Here is a 21,754-nt window from a genome sequence, read left to right on the forward strand (position 1 = left end):
GGGAGGCCGACAATGCGGCGCGAGATCTTCACCGACGAGCACGAGGCCTTCCGCGAGATGGTCCGGTCGTTCATCGCCAAGGAGATCGAGCCGTTCCACGAGCAGTGGGAGAAGGACGGCGTCGTCTCCCGGGACGTGTGGCTGGCCGCCGGGCGGCAGGGCCTGCTCGGCATCGACATGGACGAGCGGTACGGCGGCGGAGGCGACCCGGACTACCGCTACTACGTCGTCCTCAACGAGGAGCTGGCCCGCGCCGGGATCCACGGCCCCGGCTTCTCGGTGCACAACGACATCAACGGCGCGTACTTCCGGCGGCTGGCCACCGACGAGCAGAAGGAGCGGTGGCTTCCCGGCTACTGCTCCGGTGAGCTCATCACCGCGATCGCCATGACCGAGCCCGCCGCCGGCTCCGACCTGCAGGGCATCCGCACCACCGCCGTACGGGACGGCGACGACTACGTCCTGAACGGGCAGAAGACCTTCATCTCCAACGGCATCCTGTCCGACCTGGTCATCGTGGTCGCGCGGACCGACCCGGACGCCGGGCACCAGGGCATCAGCCTCCTCGTCGTCGAGCGCGGCATGAGGGGGTTCGAGCGCGGCCGCAACCTCGACAAGATCGGCATGCACGCGCAGGACACGGCCGAGCTGTACTTCGAGGACGTCCGGGTGCCGCGGGCGAACCTCCTCGGCGAGGAGGGGCAGGGCTTCATCTACCTCATGCAGAACCTCTCGAGGGAGCGCGTGTCGATCGGCGTCGGCGCGCTGGCGGGCGCGGAACGCGCCTTCGAGCAGACCCTGGAGTACTGCAAGACCCGCGAGGCGTTCGGCCGGCCGATCGGGCGGTTCCAGCACAACCGGTTCACCCTGGCCGAGATGAAGACCGAGCTGACGGTGGCCCGCGCCTTCACCGACCGGTGCATCGTCGAGCACACCGCCGACCGCCTGGGCGCCGAGGAGGCCTCGATGCTCAAGTGGTGGAACACCGAGCTGTGCAACCGGGTCGTCGACCGCTGCCTGCAGCTGCACGGCGGCTATGGGTACATGAGCGAGTACCCGATCGCCAAGGCCTACCTCGACTCACGCATCCAGACGATCTTCGGCGGCACGACCGAGATCATGAAGGAGATCATCGGCCGCGGCCTCGGCGTCTGACGCGTACCCCGGCCGCGGTACGGGAGCGGCCCGAGCGATCCCCGGATCCGGCTCGCCCCGTCGCGGCGGGCGGCGCCCATCGGCGCCGAGGATCCTCGATGTAGCAGGCCACACAAGTCTCGGCACAGATCCCTGAGGCGTGGCCGTAGGCCGTCGGCGAAGCCGGCACGCGGCCAGGCAGCGGTGCAGCCGACACGTCGCGCGCTCGGTAGCTCCGTGCGGACCGGGGTAGGGCAAGCCCGTGCAGGGACGGACCCGAGCACGGGAGGAGCACCGACATGCTCGACCGACGCGATGACATCACAACGCCGCAGCGCGTCGACAGCCCACGAGCGTCGATCTCCGGCCTCTTCAACAGGGCCACCGCGCGGATGCCGGTGCCGGTCATGCTGGCGGGCGCCGTGTGCGTGGCCCTGTCGTCGGTCTTCGTCCCGCTCACACACGTCTCGACCGGAACGGTGACCTTATTCCGCAGCCTCCTCTCGATGCCGTTCCTCATCCCGATGGCGCTCTCCGAGGCACGGGCCACGCCGGCCCGCCCGCCGCACTCCCGGTGGACGGCCTACGTGGCGGGTGTGCTCCTCGCGGGCGACATCCTGCTGTGGAACCAGGCGATCGCCGACAGCGGCGCCGGAATCGCGACCGTCATCGTGAACGCCCAGGTCGTCCTGGTGCCCCTCCTCGGATGGATCTTCCTCCGGGAGCGGCCGGGCGCCGCGTTCGTCGCCGTGGTGCCCGTGATGCTCGCCGGGGTCGCCCTCGCCGGCGGGGTCGTCGGTGGCGGCTCCGGGAGGAACCCGGCACAGGGCGCGATCTTCGCCGCGGCCGCGGCGCTCTGCTACGCGGGCTTCCTCTTCCTCCTGCGTCAGGCGAGCGACGAGGACCACGTCGTCGTGCCCGTCACCGAGTCCGCGGCCGCCTCGGGCGTGGTGGCGCTGGTCGTCGGCCCGTTCTGGCACGGGCTGGACCTGCTGCCGGGCTGGGCCGCGTTCGGCTGGCTGGCCGCCATCGCCCTGACCGGGCAGGTCGCGAGCTACCTGCTCATCGCCAGCGCGCTGCCCCGCCTGCCCGCCTCGGTCGGAGCGGCCCTCCTGCTGCTGCAGCCGGTGGGCTCGGTGCTCCTGGGCGCCATCATCCTCGGTGAGCGTCCGACACCGGTGCAGCTCGGCGGCTGCGCGGTCGTCCTGATCGCCCTCTACCTCGCCACCCTCACCGCCCGCCGCGGTGACCCCGGCGCCGGCTCCTCCAGGGAGCCCTGAGCCGTCACGTCTCGTCCGGATGAGGCGCCGACTCGGCCGCCGCGGTTGTCACTGTGCCGCCGGTACGGCCGGCCGACGCCCGTAATGCCGCATCCGCCCCGTCACCAGCGACGGCAAGGTCCCCGTGCCTGTCCGGACGCGCCCTCCTTCTGGCGAACGCTGTGCTCTAGCAGCAGGAAGCGTCAGGGATCACGGGGTGGCCGGCCGCCGGTCGGTACGCCCGAGGGGGCAGGGTCCGTCGCCGTGCGAGGTCGGCCTGTCACCGTGATACTGGGGGACGTACACGGACGCGAGAGCTCGTATCCGCGGATGTCCCCGGCCGAGGTGCACGCCACATGTCAGCCGATAACGCCCTGATCGCCGCTCGCCTGCGCGCTGAACGCAAGAAGCGGCGAATGACCGTCCAGGCTGTCGCGGAAGCGTTCCGCGATCACGCCACCGAACGTGAGCGGCGGCGCCTCCCCAAGCTCAAGGACCTCTGCCGGACGATTCGCGGTCACGAGGCCGCCGAGCATCCGCCCGGCCCGCGCTACCGGATGCTGTATGCCGCCGTTTACGACATGTCGGAGGACGACCTTTTCGGGGATGACGGCGAGGCTCAGTCGTCACCGTGGCGAGTCCCGGGCGTCAATCCGAACGACCGGGTCACCCCCGACGACGAGGAGCGGCTCGCGCTGGCGACCGTCCGCGCTACACGGCCCGACTCGCGCGTCGTGGAGTCGTTGGCCACTGTCCTGGCCGAGCAGCGCCGGCTAGAGGACGCTGTGGGTTCGGCGCCGGTTCTCCAGGTTGTCGAGGTTCAGCTCCCGATGGTGCAGCGGCTCGTCGCCGAAGCGCGCGGCCCGGTCCGCCCCGGACTGGTCGATGTTGCGGCCCAGTGGGCGCAGTTCTCCGGCTGGCTGAACATCGCCGTAGGGAACGCGCCGGCGGCCCGCATGTCGCTCGACCGCGCGGCCGAGCATGCCGAGGAGATCGGCGACGCCGCTATGGTCGGAACGGTCCTGTCGTGGAAGGCGTACCTCGCCGAACGCACGGGTCAGATCGGCCCGATGGTCGGGATGGCGCGAGCGGCGCAGCGTAATCGGATCGGCCCGGGCCACGCGTATGACCTTTTCCTCGAAGCGCGCGGGCGCGCCCTCGGCGGTGAACCGCGCGAAGCGGAACGGTTGCTCGGGGAGGCGCGAACAGCCGCGGCCGATGCCGAGCCCGAAGATGCTCGGCCGTGGGAGTACTACTACTTGGAGCCGGGTTTCTTCACCCTCGAGGCAGGAGTCACGAATGTCTACCTCGGACGGGACGATCCACAGCGGAACGCTCAGGCCGTTGAGCTCTTAACCGCAGGACTGGCCGAGTTGCCCACTGAGATGCGCGGCGCGGAGTGGGCCGGTGAATACATCGCTCATCAGGCGGTCGCACAGCTTCAGGCATCGGAGGCCGAGTCCGCCTGTGCGGCCGTGCTCGAAGCGGCCGGGATCGCCCACGCGACTTCGTCCGAGTCGCTGCTCAGAAGATTGCGCGAAATTTACGGTCGGATGCTCCGGAAGTGGCCGACCGATCCGGCCGTGACCGGCTTGCTCGATGCTCTGCGCTGATTCGGAACTGAGTGGTCGCCGGTGTGATGTTTCGCTGCCACAGCCCGTCGGCTGGACACGTCGGCTTGGCCGCTGCTGTTGCCACATTGCCGTCGGAATGCCTGACGAATCTCCGTAATGTCGGTTTTGAACCGTCACGGGCGGCGGTGAGGTTCTGCACTTCCCGGTCTAGGTGGATCCTTCCGGCCGCCGTGCGAGACCCGTGCCACGCAGGCCGGAAGGCGGGGCGGGGTCAGTTGATGAGGACGCGGTCCGTGGGGGCCTGGGTGTCGTTGGTCCAGCCGTCGTGGCCCTGGGCCGAGCGCCAGCGCCGGCCGGCGTAGCGGACCTCGTGGATGCCGTACGGCTGGGCGTGCGCGACCATCCACGTCGCCATCGTCCACCCGCTGCGGGCGTTGGGCGCGGTGATGCCGTCGCCGGTGTCCTTGCGCTTGAGCGTCTTGCGGAGGGTGTCGAGGGCCTGCGGGGCCTGGTCCTGCTTCTTGCGCTTGTTCGGCGGGTACCAGCAGCGTACGGCGCCGGGCACGCGGCCGGTGTAGGCCGCGGCCATGATCCGTGCGTCCTCCTCGTGCCGGGCGTAGGCCTTGCCGTCCGCGCTGCGCTGGACCTTCTGGGCCGCGTCGTGGACGGGCAGGCCGGTGTAGTCCTTGACCTTGACGAGCGCGCTGAAGAAGCGGTTCGCGGCGTAGGCCGGGTCCTTGAGCTGGGTGGACGTTCCCCAGCCCTGGGACGGGCGCTGCTGGAAGAGGCCGACGGAGTCGCGGTCGCCGCTCTCCAGGTTCCGCAGGTGCGACTCCTGCAGCGCCGTGGCGTACGCGATGACGACGGCCTCCTCGGGGAGCTTCTTGCGCAGGGCGACGGCGGCGATCGTGGCGGCGTTGGCGGCCTGGTCGAGGTCCAGCGGCATGACCCCGGCGCTCGTACGGGCCTCGCAGTTGGTGCCGTGGAGGTACGGGCGGAAGTGGACGTACAGCGCGACAGCGCCGCCGACGATGACCATCGTGGTGACCAACGCGATGACGGCGAGCTGCAGCCGTCTCCCACTCGTCCGACTCACGGGCATGAAGGTACCCGTTCCTTACACCCTGCCGGACATTCGCCGACGCGGCCGCCGCTATTCTCACCGGCATGACCGACACGTTCACCAGCCCGATCTCAGACGCCATTGATGAGCTGTGGGAGCGCCGGGCCGATCTGAGCCCCGAGGACACCGACGCCCGATCCGCCATCGTGGGCGCGGTCGACCTGATCGACTCCGGGCAGGCGCGTGTGGCGTTCGTCGACAAGGCCACCGACGAGGTGATCGTCGACGAGCGCGCCAAGCGGGCGATCCTGCTGAGCTTCAAGGTGCTGGGCATGGTCCGCGCGCAGGTGGGCGACTTCCACCACCACGACCGGATTCCGCTGAAGACCCGTCTGGACGGGGTGCGCGTGGTGCCCGGCGCCATCGCCCGCTGGGGGTCCTACCTCGCGCCGGGCGTGGTCCTGATGCCGTCGTTCACGAACATCGGCGCGTACGTCGACTCCGGCACGATGGTCGACACCTGGGCGACGGTCGGGTCCTGCGCGCAGATCGGCAAGAACGTCCACCTGTCCGGCGGCGTCGGCATCGGTGGCGTGCTGGAGCCGCCGAACGCCAAGCCCGTCATCATCGGGGACGAGGCCATGATCGGCAGCCGCTCGATGATCGTCGAGGGGGCCCGCGTGGGCACGGGCGCGGTCGTGGGTTCCGGGACGAACCTGTCCGCCTCGATGCCGGTCATCGACGTGGAGACCGGCGAGCAGCTGAGCCGGGGCCGCATCCCCGACTGGTGCGTCGCCGTCGGCGGCACGCGGCTGAAGGAGTTCCCCGGCGGAACGTTCGGGATGCCCGCCGTCCTGGTGATCAAGCGCCTGGAGCCGGGCGTGCGGCACGACAAGTCGCAGCTCAACGACGTTCTGCGTGACCACGGCCTGAGCGCCTGACGCCTTCCGTACGCGCGAGGTGCCGGGGCACGCCGCCCCGGCACCTCGTCTCATCGGCGATCAGGTGTTGTTGGCGAGGGCGAGCAGGCGCGTCGAGTCGCCGTTGAAGGTGTCCTGGTCACCCGGGAACGTGCCGCTGTCGGCGTACTGCCAGAAGGTGTAGAAGCTCCAGCCGTACGGCAGGGTGCCGGCCGAGGTGGAGTACTTCGCGATCCACAGCGGGCTGTTGCTCGCGAAGGTCGCGTCGTTGTTGCCGGTGCACGACTTCCACCAGTCGAGGGTCGTGTAGATGACCGCCCACCGGCCGGTCTTGGCGTGGTACTCGTTGATGAACGCGTGGATCCAGCTCTTCATCGAGGACTGGCTCAGGCCGTAGCAGGTGGCGCCGTACGGGTTGTACTCGATGTCGAGCGCGCCGGGCAGCGTCTGGTTGTCGCGGGACCAGCCGCCGCCGTGGGCGGCGAAGTAGTCGGCCTGTGCCGCGCCGCTCGAGGTGTTCGGCGTGGCGAAGTGGTACGCGCCGCGGATCAGGCCGACGTTGTAGGACCCGACGTACTGCTGCGAGAAGTAGGGGTTCTGGTAGGACGTGCCCTCGGTGGCCTTGACGTAGGCGAACCTGGCGCCGTTGCTCTTCACCGTGCTCCAGCCGACGTTGCCCTGGTGGCTGGAGACGTCGAGGCCCGGAAGCCCGGCCACCAGGGGGCTGACGGTGCCGCCGGAGGTGCTCCGGGCGGCCAGGCCGGAGCCGGCGTGGTCCTGGTCGGGGTGGGTGATGGGGTTCGGTGACGCGCCGGCCGCGGGGGCGGCGGCGAGGACGCCTCCGGCGACGGCGAGCGCGGCGAACGCCGTGGTCAGGCGGCGGGCGATGCGGGTGCGGGGGGATGGGGCCACGGTCTCCTCCTGAGGGATCGGGAGTGGCGGGGGTGGAACTGCCGTGCGGGCGGGTGGACTCGGGGAACCGGGGACGGAGGGGCCCGGTCGTCAGGGGCGGCGGTCGGCGGCGCCGACGGCGGGGCCGTGGTCGCCGAGGGTCCGCGGCGCGGGCCGGTCCGATCGCGGAACGGACGTCTCGGTGCGCGTGGCGGCCGCCAGGCCGAGGGCGGCGGCGACCTCGGACCGCAGGCGGGGGAGCCGCGCGTACAGCGCGTCGCCGGGGCACTGCGTGGTGGCGTTGTAGTCGCGGTGGCCGACGATCGCGGTGGACGGGGAGAGCCCGTAGATGTCGCACAGCCACGCGAGGGTCTTGACGAGGGAGTTCCAGAGGGCGGTGGGCGGCAGCTCGGTGATGTAGGTGCCCTCGTTCTCGATGCCGAGGGTGTGGCCGTTCTCGTTGGCGCACTGGGCGCCCATGACGTTCGCGCCCTTGCCGATGGCCTCGATGGAGCGGTTGCGGCCCTCCATCACGTAGCCGCCGCGGCTGATGGTGAGTTGCTGCCCGGTGTCGCTCCAGCCGTTGGTGTCCATGTGGAGGTCCTGGCAGTCGCGGGACAGCTGGAAGGCGTGAGCGAGCGAGTAGTCGGTGGAGTTGGGGAAGGCCATGTGGTGCACGATCAGGTGGTCGGGCGCCTTGATGATCGTGGCCGGTGAGGTCGGGGGCCGCGCGCCCCACTCGGCGCGCGTGTAGACGTGCGGCGCGGTGACGGCCCGGGCGGAACGCGGGCGGGTCAGGTCGGCGGCGCCGAGGAGTACGGCGCCGCCCGTGATCGCGGCCGCGCGCCTGAGCAGTTCGCGGCGGCCGACGCCGGGTCGGTGCTCGGGGGCGGGCGGGGTCGTGGCCGGTCCGGGGGGATGGGCGGGGAGGTGGTGCATGGCGGAGGGGTCCTTCCGGCGGGGGTGAAGGGGTGATCCGCTCCCTCTCAACAGGTAAATAACCAACGCGCCATGCCTGAAGTAAGTGGAAAATTCCCCTAATCTCGGCGTCTCCGTTGGCAGGTCGGTGAGTCCGTGCACGTCAGGGCGTTCGCGGTCGGGGCATCAGTCGCCGGGCGCCTGGCCGGATCCGGGCACCACTGGCGTAGGCTCAGGCCCCATGCGGCTTGATCTGACTCAGGACGTCGCGTCCCTGACCGCGGCGATCGTCGACATCGAATCGGTGAGCGGCAACGAGAAGGCCCTCGCCGACGCGGTCGAGGAGGCGCTGCGCGCGCTGCCCCACCTGTCCGTCGAGCGGGACGGCGACACCGTCATCGCGCGGACGTCGCAGGGCCGGAGCGAGCGGGTCGTGATCGCCGGGCACCTCGACACCGTCCCCATCAACCGGAACCTCCCCTCCCGCGTCGAGGGCGACCGCCTGTACGGCTGCGGCACCGGTGACATGAAGGCCGGCGTCGCCGTGCAGCTCAAGCTGGCCACCATCCCCGAGACCACCCGGGACGTCACGTACTTCTTCTACGAGTGCGAGGAGATCGAGGAGGAGCGCAACGGACTCAAGCGCATCGGCCAGACCCGCCCCGAACTCCTGCGCGCCGACTTCGCCGTCCTGATGGAGCCGTCGGGCGGCATCGTCGAGGGCGGCTGCCAGGGCACGATCCGCGTCGAGGTCACGGTTCCGGGGGAGCGCGCGCACAGTGCGCGGTCCTGGATGGGGACGAACGCCATCCACCAGGCCGGCGCGGTGCTCGACCTCCTGCGGTCGTACGAGCCGGCGCGGCCCGTGGTGGACGGCCTGGAGTACCACGAGGGGCTCAACGCGGTGTTCGTCCGGGGCGGCGTCGCGGGCAACGTGATCCCCGACGAGTGCGTCGTCACGATCAACTACCGCTTCGCGCCCGACAAGTCCCTCGAGGACGCCGAGCGGTACCTCCGGAAGCTGTTCGACGGCTATGAGGTCACCGTGGTCGACGGCGCGCCCGGCGCGCGCCCTGGCCTGACGCACCCGGTCGCCGCGGCGTTCGTCGAGGCCACCGGCGGCGCGGCGCGCGCCAAGTTCGGCTGGACCGACGTGGCGAGGTTCTCCGAGCTGGGCATCCCCGCCGTCAACTACGGTCCCGGCGAGCCCAGCCTGTCGCACACCCGAGACGAGTACGTCGAGATCCCGCGGATCTTCGCCAGTGAGGAACGGATGCGGACCTGGCTCACGACCTGAACAGCAGCAGCGACATCGACCCGGGAGGTGGCCTGATGAGCCAGGTTATGGCCGACGGACTGACGATCGCGGAGGCGGCCGAGCGCACCGGCGTCTCCACCCATACCCTGCGCTACTACGAGCGCATCGGCGCGTTCCGTGAGCCTCCGGAGCGCGACGCCAGCGGGCACCGCCGCTATTCCGACCGTGACCTGTCGTGGATCACCCTGCTGACCCGGCTGCGCGCGACCGGGATGCCCATCGCGACCATCCTGCGCTACGCCGAGCTGGCCCGGGAGGGCAACGGCACGGCCGCCGACCGCAAGGCGCTCCTTCTGGCACACCGCGCGGAGGTGGTCGCGCACATCGACGAGCTGCAGCGGGACCTCGAGCTCATCGACCACAAGATCAACATCTACGAGGAGATCGAGCGGACCCGCATCGGCCGGTGACGTAGGCCGTCTGACGGAGGCCGTCAGACGGCCTCCGTCAGACGCCGACCCGGGACGGCAGGGGGTCCCCCTCCGAGAACGTCCCGGTCCGGCGGATGACGTGCCAGCGCAGCCGGGCGCCCAGCACGGCCGTGACCAGCGACTGGATGACGACCAGGTACATCAGCTGCCGGTAGACGACCTGCTGCAGCGGCATCACCCAGAGAGTGGTCAGGCGTTCGCCGTCGAGACGCAGCGCGTACATCGCGGCCGCCGCCTGGGCCGCGGCGAAGGCCACCCAGGACACCACGACGGTCACCGGGTTCAGGACGAACATCCCGTATACGGCGAAGACGTCGACCACGGGGGCGAGGCACGGCAGTGCGACCTGGAAGATGGCCAGGTACGGCAGGCAACGGCGGCCGAACCGGCCGGAGCGGCCCCGTTCGACGAGCGCCCGCTTGTGCTTCCACATCGCCTGCATGGTGCCGTAGCACCAGCGGTACCGCTGGCGCCAGAGCTGCCGCAGCGAGGACGGCGCCTCGGTCCAGGCGAGGGCGGTCTCCTCGTACACGACCCGCCAGCCCGCGCGGCAGATCGCCATGGTCAGGTCCGTGTCCTCGGCGAGGGTCTCGGTGCTGAGGCCGCCGACCGAGGCGAGAGCCGCCCGCCGGAACGCCCCGATCGCGCCGGGCACGGTGGGCATGCACTCGAGCACGTCGAACATCCGCCGGTCGAGGTTGAAACCGATGACGTACTCCAGGTGCTGCCAGCGGCCGATGAGGCCCTTGCGGTTGGCCACCTTGGTGTTGCCGCTGACCGCCCCGACCCGAGGGTCGTCCAGCGGGCGGACGAGGTTGCCGATCGTGTCGCGCTGGAAGACCGTGTCGCCGTCGACGAGGACCAGCACGTCGTAGGACGCGTTGGCGATGCCGGTGTTCAGCGCCGCGGGTTTGCCCCCGTTCGGCCGCCGGATGAGCCGGACGTTCGCGATCTCTTGTTCCAGCCGCGCTCCGATGACCGGGGTGTCGTCGCTCGAACCGTCATCGACGATGAGGACCTCGATGGGGGCGGGGTAGTCGGTCGCGACGAGGGAGCGCACCGTCGCCGCCAGGCCGACCTCCTCGTTGTAGGCCGGGACGATCACCGATACGGGCGGTGGAACGTTCCCCGCCCCGTGTGGCGCCGTACGGCGACGGCGGCGCTCGCGACGCACCCGCCGTACGTGGATGTGCGCGAACAGCGGGAGCGCGAACAACCGCAGGGTGGTCAGCACACCGGCGATCCCGAACAGGACGCCGAGCCAGCCGGTCAGCCGGCTGGACCAGCGCTGGCCGTCGATCAGCGCGGTCCCGGTGACCTTGTCGAGGGTCGAGGCGGGCACGTCGGCGGACGGCAGGCGCATCGCCTGGCTGAGGGTCGTGAACCGGTACCCCTTCGCGGTCAGGCGGGTCAGCAGCGTGTCGAGGGCCTGCACCGTCTGGGTGCGGTCACCGCCCGAGTCGTGCAGCATCAGGACCGCGCCGGCGCCCTTCCGCGGCGTCGCGGCCTGAACGATCTTGTCCACGCCCGGGCGCTTCCAGTCCTCGGTGTCCTGGTCGGTGAGCGCCACGACGTAGCCCTGCCGCGCGGCCTCCCGTGCGGCGCGGTACTCGGGCGCCGACAGGCCGTTCGGCACGGAGGAGTACGGCATCCGGATGAGCCGGGTGTGGATGCCGGCCGCGCCGGCGAGCGCTTGCTGGGTTAGGTCCAGCTCGAAGCGGATGCGCCAGGGGGACGAACTCGCCATGTCGATGTGGGTGTAGGTGTGCGAGCCGATCTCGTTGCCCTCACGGAGCGCCCGGTCGACGATGTCGGGATGGTCGGCCGCATGCGCGCCGATGACGAAGAAGGTCGCGTGCGCCCCGTGGCGCCGCAGCACGTCGAGGATCTGCGGGGTCCAGCGAGGGTCGGGCCCGTCATCGAAGGTGAGCGCGATCGTACGCCGCGGGGCCCGGACGCTCTTGGGCGTACCGTCCGACAGGTTGACGACGGGACCGCCGCCGGCCACGGCGGCGGGCGCCGAACCGCTCCCGGTGTACTCGTGCTGCACCGACTCCCCGACGATCCCGTGCGCGTAGCCGGCCAGCAGCAGGCCGCCGACCAGTGTCAGGGCGCCGAGGAGGAGCAGGATCCAGTGGCCGCGTGGATCACGCCGGCGCTTCTCGCGTGCCATCAGGTCTGCCTCGGGCCCGGGCTTCTCGTCAGCCCGTTCCCCTTCCCGTGGGACCGGGGGGTGGCCGACGCCGCCGGAGTCGTTCCGGCGGCGGGGGCCGGTGACGTCGCGGTGGGCCTCGTTCCGGCGGGAGTCGCGCGGATCTTGGTGGAGGCCGACGAGCCGCCGGACCGTGTCGGTCTGGTCGACGACCGGGAGGCGGCCGAACTCCGGGTCCGGAGGGGGCCGCGGGCCCCGCTGCGCGGCATGAGCAGCTCTTCGGCGGGGCCGTGGCCCGCCGTCGAGGGACGCGCGTTCGGCCACGGGGTGAGCGGTACCCGCGCCCCGGTGGCTATCCCGACCCCGACCAGTACGAGATAGCCGGCGATGAGGGACGCGAGCGCGATCCCGGTACGGCGCACGATCCGCCCCCGTCGTCCCGTCGGATCGACGAAAACGGGGTCTTGCTCGCGCACATCAGTCGCTTCGTTCACGCGGGAAGTTTAGAACCCGACAAATCGACATACACCACGACAGCGTTCTTTGCTCGTTCATGGGCCGGCGGTCAGGTCGGCCTGAAATGTTCCCCGCCCTGGCTACGGTTGGGCCATGCGACCTGATGAGACGCCGCGCAGGAGACGACAGGGTCCCGTGACCCTCCGCGGCAACGCGATCCCCGCCACGACCACCGACCAGCGACTCCTCGACTCCCGCGGCCCGTCGGACTGGCTGCACACCGATCCCTGGCGCGTCCTCCGCATCCAGGCGGAGTTCGTCGAGGGATTCGGCCTGCTGGCGGAGCTGCCGCGCGCGGTGAGCGTCTTCGGCTCCGCGCGGACGAAGCCCGGCTCGGAGGAGTACGAGCTGGCGGAGCGCATCGGCAAGCTCCTCGTCGAGGCCGGCTACGCCGTGATCACCGGCGGCGGTCCCGGAATCATGGAGGCCGCCAACAAGGGAGCCGACGGCAACGGGGGCCTCTCGGTCGGGCTCGGCATCGAGCTGCCGTTCGAGCAGAAGCTGAACGACCACATCGACATCGGCGTGGAGTTCCGCTACTTCTTCGTCCGCAAGACGATGTTCGTCAAGTACTCCCAGGCCTTCGTCGTTCTCCCCGGCGGGTTCGGGACGCTGGACGAGCTGTTCGAGGCGGTCACCCTCGTGCAGACCAAGAAGATCACGCGGTTCCCGATCATGCTCGTCGGCACGGAGTACTGGGGCGGTCTGCTCCAGTGGATCAAGGATCAGATGCTCCCGGCGGGCAAGATCTCCCCGGCGGACCTCGAGCTCATGCACGTCACCGACGACCCCGCCGAGGTCGTCGACTGCATCAGGCGCGCCCACGAGACGCACGAGCGCGAGCTGGAGGAGCGCGCGGCGCAGGAGGCCCAGGCACGTGCCGGAGGGAACGGAAGCTGATGCGCGTCTGCGTCTTCTGCTCGTCCAGCGGCCGCATCGACGGCCGCTACGTCGACCTGGCCGCCGAGGCCGGCGCCGAGCTGGCCCGGCGGGGACACAGCCTCGTCAGCGGTGGCGCCACCGTGTCCTGCATGGGGGCCGTCGCCCGCGCCGCGCGCGAGGGCGGCGCCCGGACCGTCGGCGTCATCCCCAAGGCCCTCGTCGACGTGGAGATCTCCGACGACGACTCCGCCGAGCTGATCGTCACCGAGGACATGCGCTCCCGCAAGGGCGAGATGGACCGCCGGTCCGACGCGTTCCTCGTCCTGCCCGGGGGGCTCGGCACGCTCGAGGAGCTCTTCGAGATCTGGACCTCCCGCGTCCTCGGCATGCACGAGAAGCCCATCGCGATCCTCGACCCGTACGGCCTGTACGAGCCGCTGCGCGGTCTGATGGAGCACCTGCTCGACGAGGGGTTCGCCCGGCCGCGCATCTTCGACGCCGTCGGGTGGGCCACGACGGTCGGGGAGGCGTTCGACCACCTGGAGCGCTCGCCCGTCCGCCTGCAGCCGACCGCGGAGGACTACATCGAGTCCGAGCCCTGATCCACCCGGCCGGCGACCCGGAGCCCGGTAAGGGCCGGGGCGTCGGTACGTGAGTCCGTAGTGCGCCGAGCGCGGGGTCTTCGTACCTTCGAGACGTCCGGGAGGCCGGCACGGCCTCCCGCCCCCGCATCTGACATGACCCGACGAAGAAGGGAAGAAGGTCATGCCGGTCATCGGCGACAACGCTGTGGTCTGCCTGGTCTGTGACAGCCCGCTCGCCATCGAGGGCGACGCCGAGAAGGGCGAGATCGTCGAGTGCTCCGCCTGCGGTCAGGAACATGAGCTGACCGGGGCGGCCGACGGTGTGCACGAGGTCTCCCTCGCCCCGGAGGTCGAGGAGGACTGGGGGGAATGAGCGGCGCGGCCACCGACGTCCTGCTGTCGGTGACGCTGCTGCGCCCCGAGGAACGGCGGCTCCTGGACGCCCTGCGCGCCCAGGGGCTGTCGGCGCGGCCCGCGCTCCCGCCGGACATCGCCGAGGTGCTGTCCGGACGCGAGGAGCCACCGCGGCTGACGGTGATCCGGAACCTGTCGCACCGCGAGGCCCTGGGCGTCGCCCGGCGGCTGGAGAGCGCCGGGATCCCCACCGTCAACCGCGCGGCCGCCATCGAGGTCTGCGGCGACAAGGGACTGCAGGCGCTGCTGTTCGAGCGGCACGGCGTGCCGCACCCGGCGACCCGGCACGCGTCCACCTACGACCAGGTCCGCGAGGCCATCACCGGCCTCGGATGGCCGGTGGTGGTGAAACCCCCGTCCGGATCCTGGGGGCGGGGCGTGACCCGGCTGTCCGGCGAGAGCGAGCTGGAGGCCTGGATCGGCGGCCGGGAATCCGTGGACGCGGCCGGCAAGTCGTTCCCCGTCCTCGTCCAGCGGTACGTCGACAAGCCCGACCACGACCTGCGTGTCATCGTCGTGGGAGAGCGCCCCATCGTCGCGTTCCGCCGGCGCAGCGAGCACTGGCGGACCAACACCCACCTGGGTGCGCGCGTGGAGCGCGTCGAGATCTCCGCGGAGACCGGCCGGCTGTGCGCCGACGTGGTGTCCGCGCTGGGTCCCGGCTTCTACGGCGTCGACCTGGTCGAGGACCGTGCCGACGGCCGGATGTCGGTGCTGGAGGTCAACGCGAACCCGGAGTTCGCCCGCTCCTCCGACACGCACGGCGTCGACGTGGCCGGCCACTACGCGGCGTACGCCGCCACCCTCGCGCGGGCCGGGCTGACCGCCGCCGTCTGAGCCCCGCTGTCGCAACCCCCGCCGACTCGACCCCTGTCTCGAGCCCTGCGGCGGTCGCCCATGCCCTGAGGCGTGGGCGGCCGCGGAACGGAGACCTCTCATGGAACGGTTCGACACCGCGCTCGTCCTCACGCGCGTGCTGACCTCCGGCGTGGTGATGAGCATCGAGAAGAACGACAAGGAACTGCCGGCGCTGGAACGGCTGCTGACCAAGCGCAGTGGCCGGTCCCGGGCGGTGCTGGTCAACAGTCGCACCGCGGCGATCCACGCGGCTCTGTGCGGGCAGGGCATCGGGCACGGCGACACGGCCGTGCTGCCCGACCTGGACCCGGCCGCGGCCTCGTTCGTCGACTGGCTCGGCGTGCGGGCGGCCGGCGGACCGGCCCCGGCGTTCGACCTGCTGAGCGTCACCCCGGACGACGCCGGCGCGTTCGCCGAGGCCGCGGGCCGCTCGACCGCGCCGGCGCTGGCCGTGGACCTGACCGGCCTCGGCTTCGGCCCCGCTGCGGCGATGCTCACCGACGACGAGCGCGTCTGGGCCCGCGCCGAGCGACTGAAGATCTTCGGCGCGTTCGACCTGCGGACCATGTGGACGCAGGAGGAGTCCGAGCCGGGCCTGGTGCCCGGGGTGCAGTTCAACTACCGGCTCAGCCCGCTGGTCGCCGCGTGCGTCCGGATGGCGCTGACCCAGGCCGCAACCCGTACGCCCGCAGTGACCGGAGGAACCCAGCGATGATCACGGACTTCCCGTCGGCTCCGCTCCCGCTGCCCGACGAGCGGGACGTCGACGCCGAGCTCGCCGAGTTCGGCGGCCCGGCCGTCATCCCGGCCGCGCAGCGCCGCACCGTCTTCCCCGTGATCACCAAGGAGGACGTGTTCACGATGCTGCTCGCGCAGCGCTCCGACCCGGACAAGGTCGTCGCGGACTTCGCCGGCGAGTACCGCGAGTACATCGGCGCGCGGCACGCCCTGCCGACCGCCAGCGGCACCTCGAGTCTGCACCTCGCACTGGTCGGCGCCGGGGTCCGGCCCGGCGACGAGGTCATCGTGCCGGCGTTCACCTTCATCGCGACGGCGCAGGCGGTGGTCGCCGCCAAGGCCGTGCCGGTGTTCGTCGACATCGACCCGCGCACCTACTGCATGTCCCCGGAGGCCGCCGCCGCGGCGGTCACCGAGCGGACCCGGGCGATCATGCCCGTGCACGTCCACGGCCTGCCCGCCGACGTCGCCGCGCTGCGGCGCGTGTGCGAGCGGCACGGCCTCGCCCTGGTCGAGGACGCGTCGCACGCCCACTCCGCGCGGATCGGAGATCAGGTGTGCGGCTCGCTCGGCGACGCCGCCGGGCAGAGCCTGATGGCGGACAAGAACTTCCCCCTCGGCGGTGAGGGCGGTATCGCGTTCTTCGCCTCCGACGAGGCGTACGCGCGGGCGACCGAGTTCCTGGAGCGGACCGGCATCGACTACCGGATGTCCTGGGTGGCCGCGGCGTTCGGCGCGAGCCAGCTCAGGCGGCTGCCCTACTACGACGCGGTCCGGGCCCGCAACGCCGAAGTTCTGGCCGCCGCGCTGGGCGAGACCGGCCTGTTCTCCGCGCCGTACCTCCCGGAGGGGCACGTCCACGCCTACAACATGTACCGGATCGGGCTGCACCCGGCGGAGGCCGGCCTCGGCGACCTCCCCGTCTGGGCGGTGAAGGAGGCGGTGCACGAACTGCTCACCGCCGAGGGCGTACCGGCCCGTGAGTGGCAGAACACGCCGATCCCCTGCCACCTGCCGTTCCGGCACCGCGATGGCTTCGGCAACGGGTACCCGTTCACACTGAACCCGGCGGCGGTCCGCGACCACGAGCCCGCCGACTTCCCGAACGTGGTCGCCATGCTGGAGAGCACCGTCGTGCTCTGCCGGGAGCTGCGCTCACCGGTGGAGTACGAGCGGGTGAGGCGCTACGCGGACGCGTTCCGCAAGGTCGCCGCCCGCCCCGACGCCATCCGCAAGCTCGTCGCCGAGCGGGAGTACCGGCGGCCCTACGAGAAGGCGGCCCGCCTTGGCTGAGCACGGGAAGGTGCGGGTCGCGGTCCTGGGCGCCAGCGGCTACACCGGCGCCGAGCTGGTACGGCTGCTGCTGGACCACCCGCACGTCGAACTGTCCTACCTGTCCAGCGAGCGGTACACCGGCCGGCGGATCACCTCGGTGCTGGCCGGAGTGCGCAACCACCCCCGGGCGGCGGGCGTGCGGTTCCAGCCGCTGGAGGCCTGCGACGAGGTCGACGTGGCCTTCGGCTGCCTGCCGACCGGGGTGCTGCCCGCGCAGCTGCCCAAGCTGTCGGAACGGGCGGAGCGGATCATCAACGTGGCCGGCGACTTCCGCCTCACCGACCGCGCGCAGATCACCGCCCACTATCCCGAGTCGCTGTCCTGGGCGGAGCCGTTCCGCTACGTCGTCCCCGAGTTCGCCGAGCCGCCCGTCGGCGAGCGGTTCCTGAACCTGCCCGGCTGCATGGCCGTCACGACCCTGTACGCGCTGCGGCCGCTGTTCGCGGCGGGACTGGCCGGCGGCGAGGTCGTCGTGGACGCCAAGACGGGCGCCAGCGGCAGCGGTAACCGCGTCAGCGAGCACCCCGCGGACCGGATCGGCAACTTCCGCGTCCACAAGCCGTACGGCCACCGGCACGCGCCGGAGATCGTCCAGGCGCTGGGGGAGGTCACCGGCGAGCCGCCGCGGCTGCGGTTCTCCACCTACAGCCTCGACGTCGCCCGCGGCATCGTGGTCACCGCGTACGGCCGCCTGCGTCCCGGCGTGTCCGCGCTGGAGGTCAAGCGCGCCTACGGCACCGCGTACGCACGCACGCCGTTCGTGCGCGTGCGCACCGCGCCGAAGGGCCCGGCGGACTTTCCGATGCTCAAGAGCGTGGTGGGCAGCAACGTGGCGGAGGTCGCGGTCAGCGTCCGCGACGAGGAGTACGTCGCGGTCGCCGCCCTCGACAACCTGCTCAAGGGCGCGGCCGGCCAGGCGGTGCAGACGCTGAACCTGGTGTACGGCTTCGACGAGACCCTGGCCCTGCCGCTGACGGCGGTGACGCCATGACCGCGCCCGCGCTGTACGTCATCAAGGTCGGCAGCAGCACCCTGCTGCACCCCGGCGTCTTCGCGGAGATCGCGGGGATCCGGGCGCGCGGCGCCCGCGTGCTCGTGGTGGCCGGCGGAGCCGAGGGCATCGAGCGCCACTACCGCGCCCTCGGCCGCGCCATGCCGCAGCTGACCCTCGGCAACGGTGACACGGTCCGGTACTGCCCGCCGGAGGAGATGCCGCACATCGTCGCCGCCTACCGGCAGGTCACCCTGCCGGCGGTGGAGACGGGCCTGGCCGCGCACGGCCTCGCCGTGCACGCCTGCGTCGCCGCGGACGGCGCCCTGGTCACCGGCACCGTCAACCGGCCGCTGAAGGTGGTCGCCGACGGCCGGTCGAAGATCGTGCGGGATCACCGTGCGGGTACGGTCGCCGAGGTCGACGCCGCGCGGCTCACCGCGCTGCTCGACGCGTACGACGTGGTCTGCCTCAGCCCGCCGGTCCGCGACGCCGCCGGCGGTGCCGACCTCAACGTCGACGCCGACGTCCTGGCCGCGACGCTCGCGAACGCGCTCGGCGCCGACCACCTGCGGCTGGTCACCGGCACTCCCGGGGTCCTGGCCGATCCGCGGGACCCGGAGTCGACGATCCGCGACGCGGTCCCCGGCGACTGCGACCCCTACGTGAGCGGGCGCATGCGGCAGAAGATCCGCGCGGCGGAGCTGGCGCTGCGGGGGACCGCGGACGTGGCGATCACCGGGCCGCACACGATGTCCCGGCCCAGCGGGTGGACCCGCTTCTGGGCCGCCGAGGAGCCCGCCCCCGACCTGGCCCTGCTCGGCCGCGCGGCGCGGATCCCGTCGGTCTCCCACGACGAGCACGAGCTGGCCTCCTACCTGGCGGAGTGGTGCCGCGAGCGCGGCGTCGACGCCCGGGTCGACGAGGCGGGCAACCTGGTCGCCGAGCGCGGCGAGGGTCCTCGCACGCTGCTGCTGCTCGGCCACCTCGACACCGTGCCGTTCACCTGGCCGGTCCGGTGGACCGGCGAGGAGTCCCCGGTCCTGCACGGCCGCGGCACGGTGGACGCCAAGGCATCCCTCGCGGCGTTCCTCGAGGTGCTGGCCGAGACGGCGGTCCCCGACGGCTGGCGGCTCCGCGTCGTCGGCGCGGTGGAGGAGGAGGTCTCGTCGTCACGGGGTGCCTTCCACGTCCGCGACCACTATCCGGCGGACGCGGTCGTGGTCGGCGAGCCGAGCGGGTCCGGCGCCCTGACGATCGGCTACTTCGGCCTGTTCAAGCTCCGGGTGACCGCTACCGTGCCGAGCGGCCACTCCGCCGGCTTCCAGGCGGTGTCCGCCCCGGACCGGCTGATCGGCTCGCTGGAGCGGATCCGCGCCGCGGTGCTCAAGGAGGCCGACGAGGCACTCAGCGCGGTCATCGATCTGCGCTGCGGCGCCGACGCCGACCGGCAGTGGGCCACGGCGATCCTCAACTTCCGGGTGCCGCCGGGCGCCGACCTGGACGCTCTGCGAGCGGACGCCCGGGACGCCGCCGGCGACGGCGTGGACATCGCGTTCCTGCGCGCCACCCCCGGGCACGCCGGCCCTCGAACCAGCACGCTGGCGAAGGCCTTCGCGCGCGGCATCAACCGGTGCGGCGGCCGGCCCAGGTTCCTGCTCAAGAAGGGGACTTCCGACATGAACACCCTCGCCACCACGTGGCGGGACATTCCGATGGTGGCCTACGGGCCGGGTGACTCGACCCTGGACCACACCCGGGACGAGCACATCGACGCCGCCGAGTACCGCCGCGGCCGGGCGGTGCTCCGCGAGGCGGTGGCCGCGTTCTTCGCCCTCAGCGGGACCGGAGGTGCGCGGTGACGATGACGGTTCCGCCCCCCGCGCCGGTCCGGCGCGGGGGCGCCGCCCTCGAGGAGCTGCGGGCACGGGCGCGCGCCGCCCGCCGGATGGTGGTCGACATGGCGGCGTCGCCGACCGGTTGCCACCTCGGCGGCAGCCTGTCCGTGCTGGACATCCTCATCGCCGCCCTCGACCGCCGGCTCAGTGCCGCCGACGGCACCGAGGTCGTCCTCAGCAAGGGCCACGCCGCCGCCGGTCTGTACGCGGCGCTGCACGTCAGTGGAATCCTCCCGGAGGACCCGGTGCCGCACTACGGCGCCGCCCACGCCTGCTTCACCGGCCACCCCGGGCCTGCCGTGCCCGGGGTGCGGTTCCCGACCGGCAGCCTGGGCCACGGGGTCCCGTACGCGCTGGGGTGGGCGCTCGGCCGGCGGATGGCGGGCGCCGGCGGCCTGGCCATCGCGGTCGCCGGAGACGGCGAGCTGCAGGAGGGCCTGGTATGGGAGGCCTGCCAGGTCGCCGCCGCGCAGAAGGTGGGCAACCTGATCGTGGTCGTGGACCGTAACGGCGGCCAGAACGACGGGCCGGTGGCCGCGATCTCGCCACTGCCCGGGCTGGCCGAGCGGTTCGCCGCGTTCGGGTTCGACACGTGCGAGGTCGCCGGGCCCGACCTCGGCGCGCTGCGGGACGTCTTCGCGCCGGACCGCGCCGACGCCTCGCGCCCGCTCGCGGTCATCGCCCGCACGGTCAAGGGCAAGGGGCTCAAGCCGGTCGAGGGTAAGGCCGCGGCGCACTACGTGACGATCGACGCGGCCCGCGCCGCCGCCTGGAAGGAGCTCATCCGATGAGGGAGCGAAGCGAGCGAATCGATGAGCAGAGCACCCTGTCCGGCCGCGCGGCCTATCGGGACGAGCTGACCCGCCTGGCCGCCGAGGACGATCGCATCGTGTGCCTGGAGGCCGACCTCGGCGGGCGCGGTCAACCGTTCCAGAAGGCCTTCCCCGACCGCTTCTTCAACGTCGGCATCGCCGAGGCCACCATGATCGACATGGCGGCCGGGCTGGCGGCCGCCGGCTACAAGCCGTTCGTGTCCACGTTCGCGCCGTTCGCCGCGCTGCGGGCCGCGGAGAGCATCAAGCTCGCGATGGGCTACCACGGCGCGGGCATCACGGTGGTGGCGCCGTACGCGGGCGTCTCCGGCGGCTGGTTCGGCACCACGCACCACTGCCTCGAGGACGTCGCGGTGCTGTCCAGCATGCCGGGGATCACGGTGGCCGCCCCGTACGGCGAGCGGGAGATGCGGGCCGTCATCCGGCGCGCCGCGCGGACCGGCACGCCGCACTACGTCCGGACCGGCCGCAACGCGGCCCCCGAGAGCCTGCCCTGGGCGGGTGACGAGCCGCCCCTGATCACCTGGGACGACGCGGGAGCCCTGCCCGGCCGCGTCTGCCTCGTCTCCGCCGGCGAGGTCGGGACCGGGCTGTGCCGCGCGGTCCGCCGGACCCGTCCCGAACTGCCGCACGCCCACCTGTGCCTGATCGACCGCCACCACCTCGGCCTGGCCGCCGAGGAGCTGGCGCGGCGCTACGACGAGTTCGTCGTCGTCGAGGAGCATCGCCCGGCCGGCGGCGTCGCCTCCGCGCTCGCCCTGCTGCTGCCCGGGCGCGTCGTGCGCTCGGTCGACGCCGGCGAGCGGTGGCCAGGTCACGGCGGAAGCCACGAGGAGGTCCTGGACGAGCTCGGGCTGAACGAGGCGGCGGTGTGGCGGGCGCTCGCGGCCCGCGGTGAGCCGGAGCCTCTCGCCGTGGCCGGAAACGAGTCATGATGGCCTCACATCCGACCGGATGTAAGGCGTGCCTGAGCTCATACCGGACCGGAAGGGAATCTCAGTGACCATGTCAAGCCGCAGCGGCGATGACCTGCGACGGGGGGAAC

20 protein-coding genes are annotated in these 21,754 nt (G+C 72.0%); 16 read left to right on the forward strand and 4 right to left on the reverse strand.

Translation table 11 applies throughout. From position 1 onward, the window contains the following. Positions 1-12: 12 nt before the first annotated feature. The 3 genes from NE235_RS13195 (at position 13) to NE235_RS13205 (ending at position 4,006) form a co-directional block, all read left to right on the forward strand. Positions 13-1,155 carry an acyl-CoA dehydrogenase family protein gene (locus NE235_RS13195; RefSeq protein WP_252802361.1) on the forward strand — a complete coding sequence of 381 codons (1,143 nt, stop codon included), beginning with the start codon at positions 13-15 and terminating at the stop codon, positions 1,153-1,155. 278 nt (positions 1,156-1,433) lie between these two features. Beyond that, entirely contained in the window at positions 1,434-2,414 is a 981-nt protein-coding gene (locus NE235_RS13200) for a DMT family transporter (protein ID WP_252802363.1), read from the forward strand. A gap of 335 nt (positions 2,415-2,749) precedes the next feature. Continuing rightward, positions 2,750-4,006 carry an XRE family transcriptional regulator gene (locus tag NE235_RS13205; RefSeq protein WP_252802365.1) on the forward strand — a complete coding sequence of 419 codons (1,257 nt, stop codon included), beginning with the start codon at positions 2,750-2,752 and terminating at the stop codon, positions 4,004-4,006. A 232-nt stretch (positions 4,007-4,238) separates the two neighbouring features. Here NE235_RS13205 and NE235_RS13210 read toward each other — a convergent pair whose 3' ends face one another. Next, the gene (locus NE235_RS13210; protein WP_252802367.1) at positions 4,239-5,063 is read right to left on the reverse strand and encodes a hypothetical protein; all 825 of its coding nucleotides are present in this window, start codon (positions 5,061-5,063) and stop codon (positions 4,239-4,241) included. A 71-nt stretch (positions 5,064-5,134) separates the two neighbouring features. On the opposite strand from NE235_RS13210, the gene NE235_RS13215 reads away from it, so the two are divergent. After that, positions 5,135-5,971: a 2,3,4,5-tetrahydropyridine-2,6-dicarboxylate N-succinyltransferase gene (locus NE235_RS13215; protein WP_252802369.1), complete on the forward strand. Its 837-nt coding sequence runs from the start codon at positions 5,135-5,137 to the stop codon at positions 5,969-5,971. Between the two features lie 60 nt (positions 5,972-6,031). Here NE235_RS13215 and NE235_RS13220 read toward each other — a convergent pair whose 3' ends face one another. Both NE235_RS13220 and NE235_RS13225 read right to left on the reverse strand, forming a co-directional pair. After that, entirely contained in the window at positions 6,032-6,862 is an 831-nt protein-coding gene (locus tag NE235_RS13220; protein WP_252802371.1) for a lysozyme, read from the reverse strand. Positions 6,863-6,952: 90 nt separating this feature from the next. After that, positions 6,953-7,780 (reverse strand): peptidoglycan recognition protein family protein, encoded by an 828-nt coding sequence (locus tag NE235_RS13225; protein ID WP_252802373.1) that lies wholly within the window; start codon positions 7,778-7,780, stop codon positions 6,953-6,955. A gap of 220 nt (positions 7,781-8,000) precedes the next feature. Here NE235_RS13225 and dapE point away from each other — a divergent pair, with 220 nt between their 5' ends. Continuing rightward, positions 8,001-9,056 carry a succinyl-diaminopimelate desuccinylase gene (dapE, locus tag NE235_RS13230; RefSeq protein ID WP_252802376.1) on the forward strand — a complete coding sequence of 352 codons (1,056 nt, stop codon included), beginning with the start codon at positions 8,001-8,003 and terminating at the stop codon, positions 9,054-9,056. Between the two features lie 35 nt (positions 9,057-9,091). Beyond that, positions 9,092-9,487: a MerR family transcriptional regulator gene (locus NE235_RS13235; RefSeq protein ID WP_252802378.1), complete on the forward strand. Its 396-nt coding sequence runs from the start codon at positions 9,092-9,094 to the stop codon at positions 9,485-9,487. A 37-nt stretch (positions 9,488-9,524) separates the two neighbouring features. Here the strand turns inward: NE235_RS13235 and NE235_RS13240 are convergent, their stop codons facing one another. Further along, entirely contained in the window at positions 9,525-11,984 is a 2,460-nt protein-coding gene (locus NE235_RS13240) for a bifunctional polysaccharide deacetylase/glycosyltransferase family 2 protein (protein WP_252802380.1), read from the reverse strand. 285 nt (positions 11,985-12,269) lie between these two features. On the opposite strand from NE235_RS13240, the gene NE235_RS13245 reads away from it, so the two are divergent. The 10 genes from NE235_RS13245 (at position 12,270) to NE235_RS13290 (ending at position 21,644) form a co-directional block, all read left to right on the forward strand. Further along, positions 12,270-13,076, forward strand: a complete 807-nt coding sequence (locus tag NE235_RS13245; RefSeq protein ID WP_252802381.1) for an LOG family protein — start codon at positions 12,270-12,272, stop codon at positions 13,074-13,076. Beyond that, positions 13,076-13,660, forward strand: a complete 585-nt coding sequence (locus NE235_RS13250; protein ID WP_252802383.1) for an LOG family protein — start codon at positions 13,076-13,078, stop codon at positions 13,658-13,660. The genes NE235_RS13245 and NE235_RS13250 overlap by 1 nt, the downstream gene beginning before the upstream one ends. A 163-nt stretch (positions 13,661-13,823) precedes the next feature. After that, positions 13,824-14,015, forward strand: a complete 192-nt coding sequence (locus NE235_RS13255; RefSeq protein WP_252802385.1) for a lysine biosynthesis protein LysW — start codon at positions 13,824-13,826, stop codon at positions 14,013-14,015. Further along, on the forward strand, positions 14,012-14,893 hold the full coding sequence (locus NE235_RS13260; protein WP_252802388.1) for an ATP-grasp domain-containing protein: 882 nt from the start codon (positions 14,012-14,014) through the stop codon (positions 14,891-14,893). The genes NE235_RS13255 and NE235_RS13260 overlap by 4 nt, the downstream gene beginning before the upstream one ends. A gap of 100 nt (positions 14,894-14,993) precedes the next feature. After that, on the forward strand, positions 14,994-15,629 hold the full coding sequence (locus NE235_RS13265) for a PLP-dependent aminotransferase family protein (RefSeq protein WP_252802390.1): 636 nt from the start codon (positions 14,994-14,996) through the stop codon (positions 15,627-15,629). Further along, entirely contained in the window at positions 15,626-16,945 is a 1,320-nt protein-coding gene (locus NE235_RS13270) for a DegT/DnrJ/EryC1/StrS family aminotransferase (protein WP_252802392.1), read from the forward strand. Before NE235_RS13265 ends, NE235_RS13270 begins: the two co-directional genes overlap by 4 nt. Next, the gene (gene argC / locus NE235_RS13275) at positions 16,938-17,978 is read left to right on the forward strand and encodes an N-acetyl-gamma-glutamyl-phosphate reductase (protein WP_252802394.1); all 1,041 of its coding nucleotides are present in this window, start codon (positions 16,938-16,940) and stop codon (positions 17,976-17,978) included. Before NE235_RS13270 ends, argC begins: the two co-directional genes overlap by 8 nt. Continuing rightward, positions 17,975-19,840 carry a M20/M25/M40 family metallo-hydrolase gene (locus NE235_RS13280; RefSeq protein ID WP_252802396.1) on the forward strand — a complete coding sequence of 622 codons (1,866 nt, stop codon included), beginning with the start codon at positions 17,975-17,977 and terminating at the stop codon, positions 19,838-19,840. Before argC ends, NE235_RS13280 begins: the two co-directional genes overlap by 4 nt. Positions 19,841-19,842: 2 nt before the next feature. Next, the gene (locus NE235_RS13285; RefSeq protein ID WP_252802398.1) at positions 19,843-20,667 is read left to right on the forward strand and encodes a 1-deoxy-D-xylulose-5-phosphate synthase N-terminal domain-containing protein; all 825 of its coding nucleotides are present in this window, start codon (positions 19,843-19,845) and stop codon (positions 20,665-20,667) included. Continuing rightward, positions 20,664-21,644 carry a transketolase family protein gene (locus NE235_RS13290; protein WP_252802399.1) on the forward strand — a complete coding sequence of 327 codons (981 nt, stop codon included), beginning with the start codon at positions 20,664-20,666 and terminating at the stop codon, positions 21,642-21,644. The genes NE235_RS13285 and NE235_RS13290 overlap by 4 nt, the downstream gene beginning before the upstream one ends. Positions 21,645-21,754: the final 110 nt, after the last annotated feature.

Source organism: Actinoallomurus spadix, assembly GCF_024055725.1.
GTDB lineage: Bacteria > Actinomycetota > Actinomycetes > Streptosporangiales > Streptosporangiaceae > Actinoallomurus > Actinoallomurus spadix.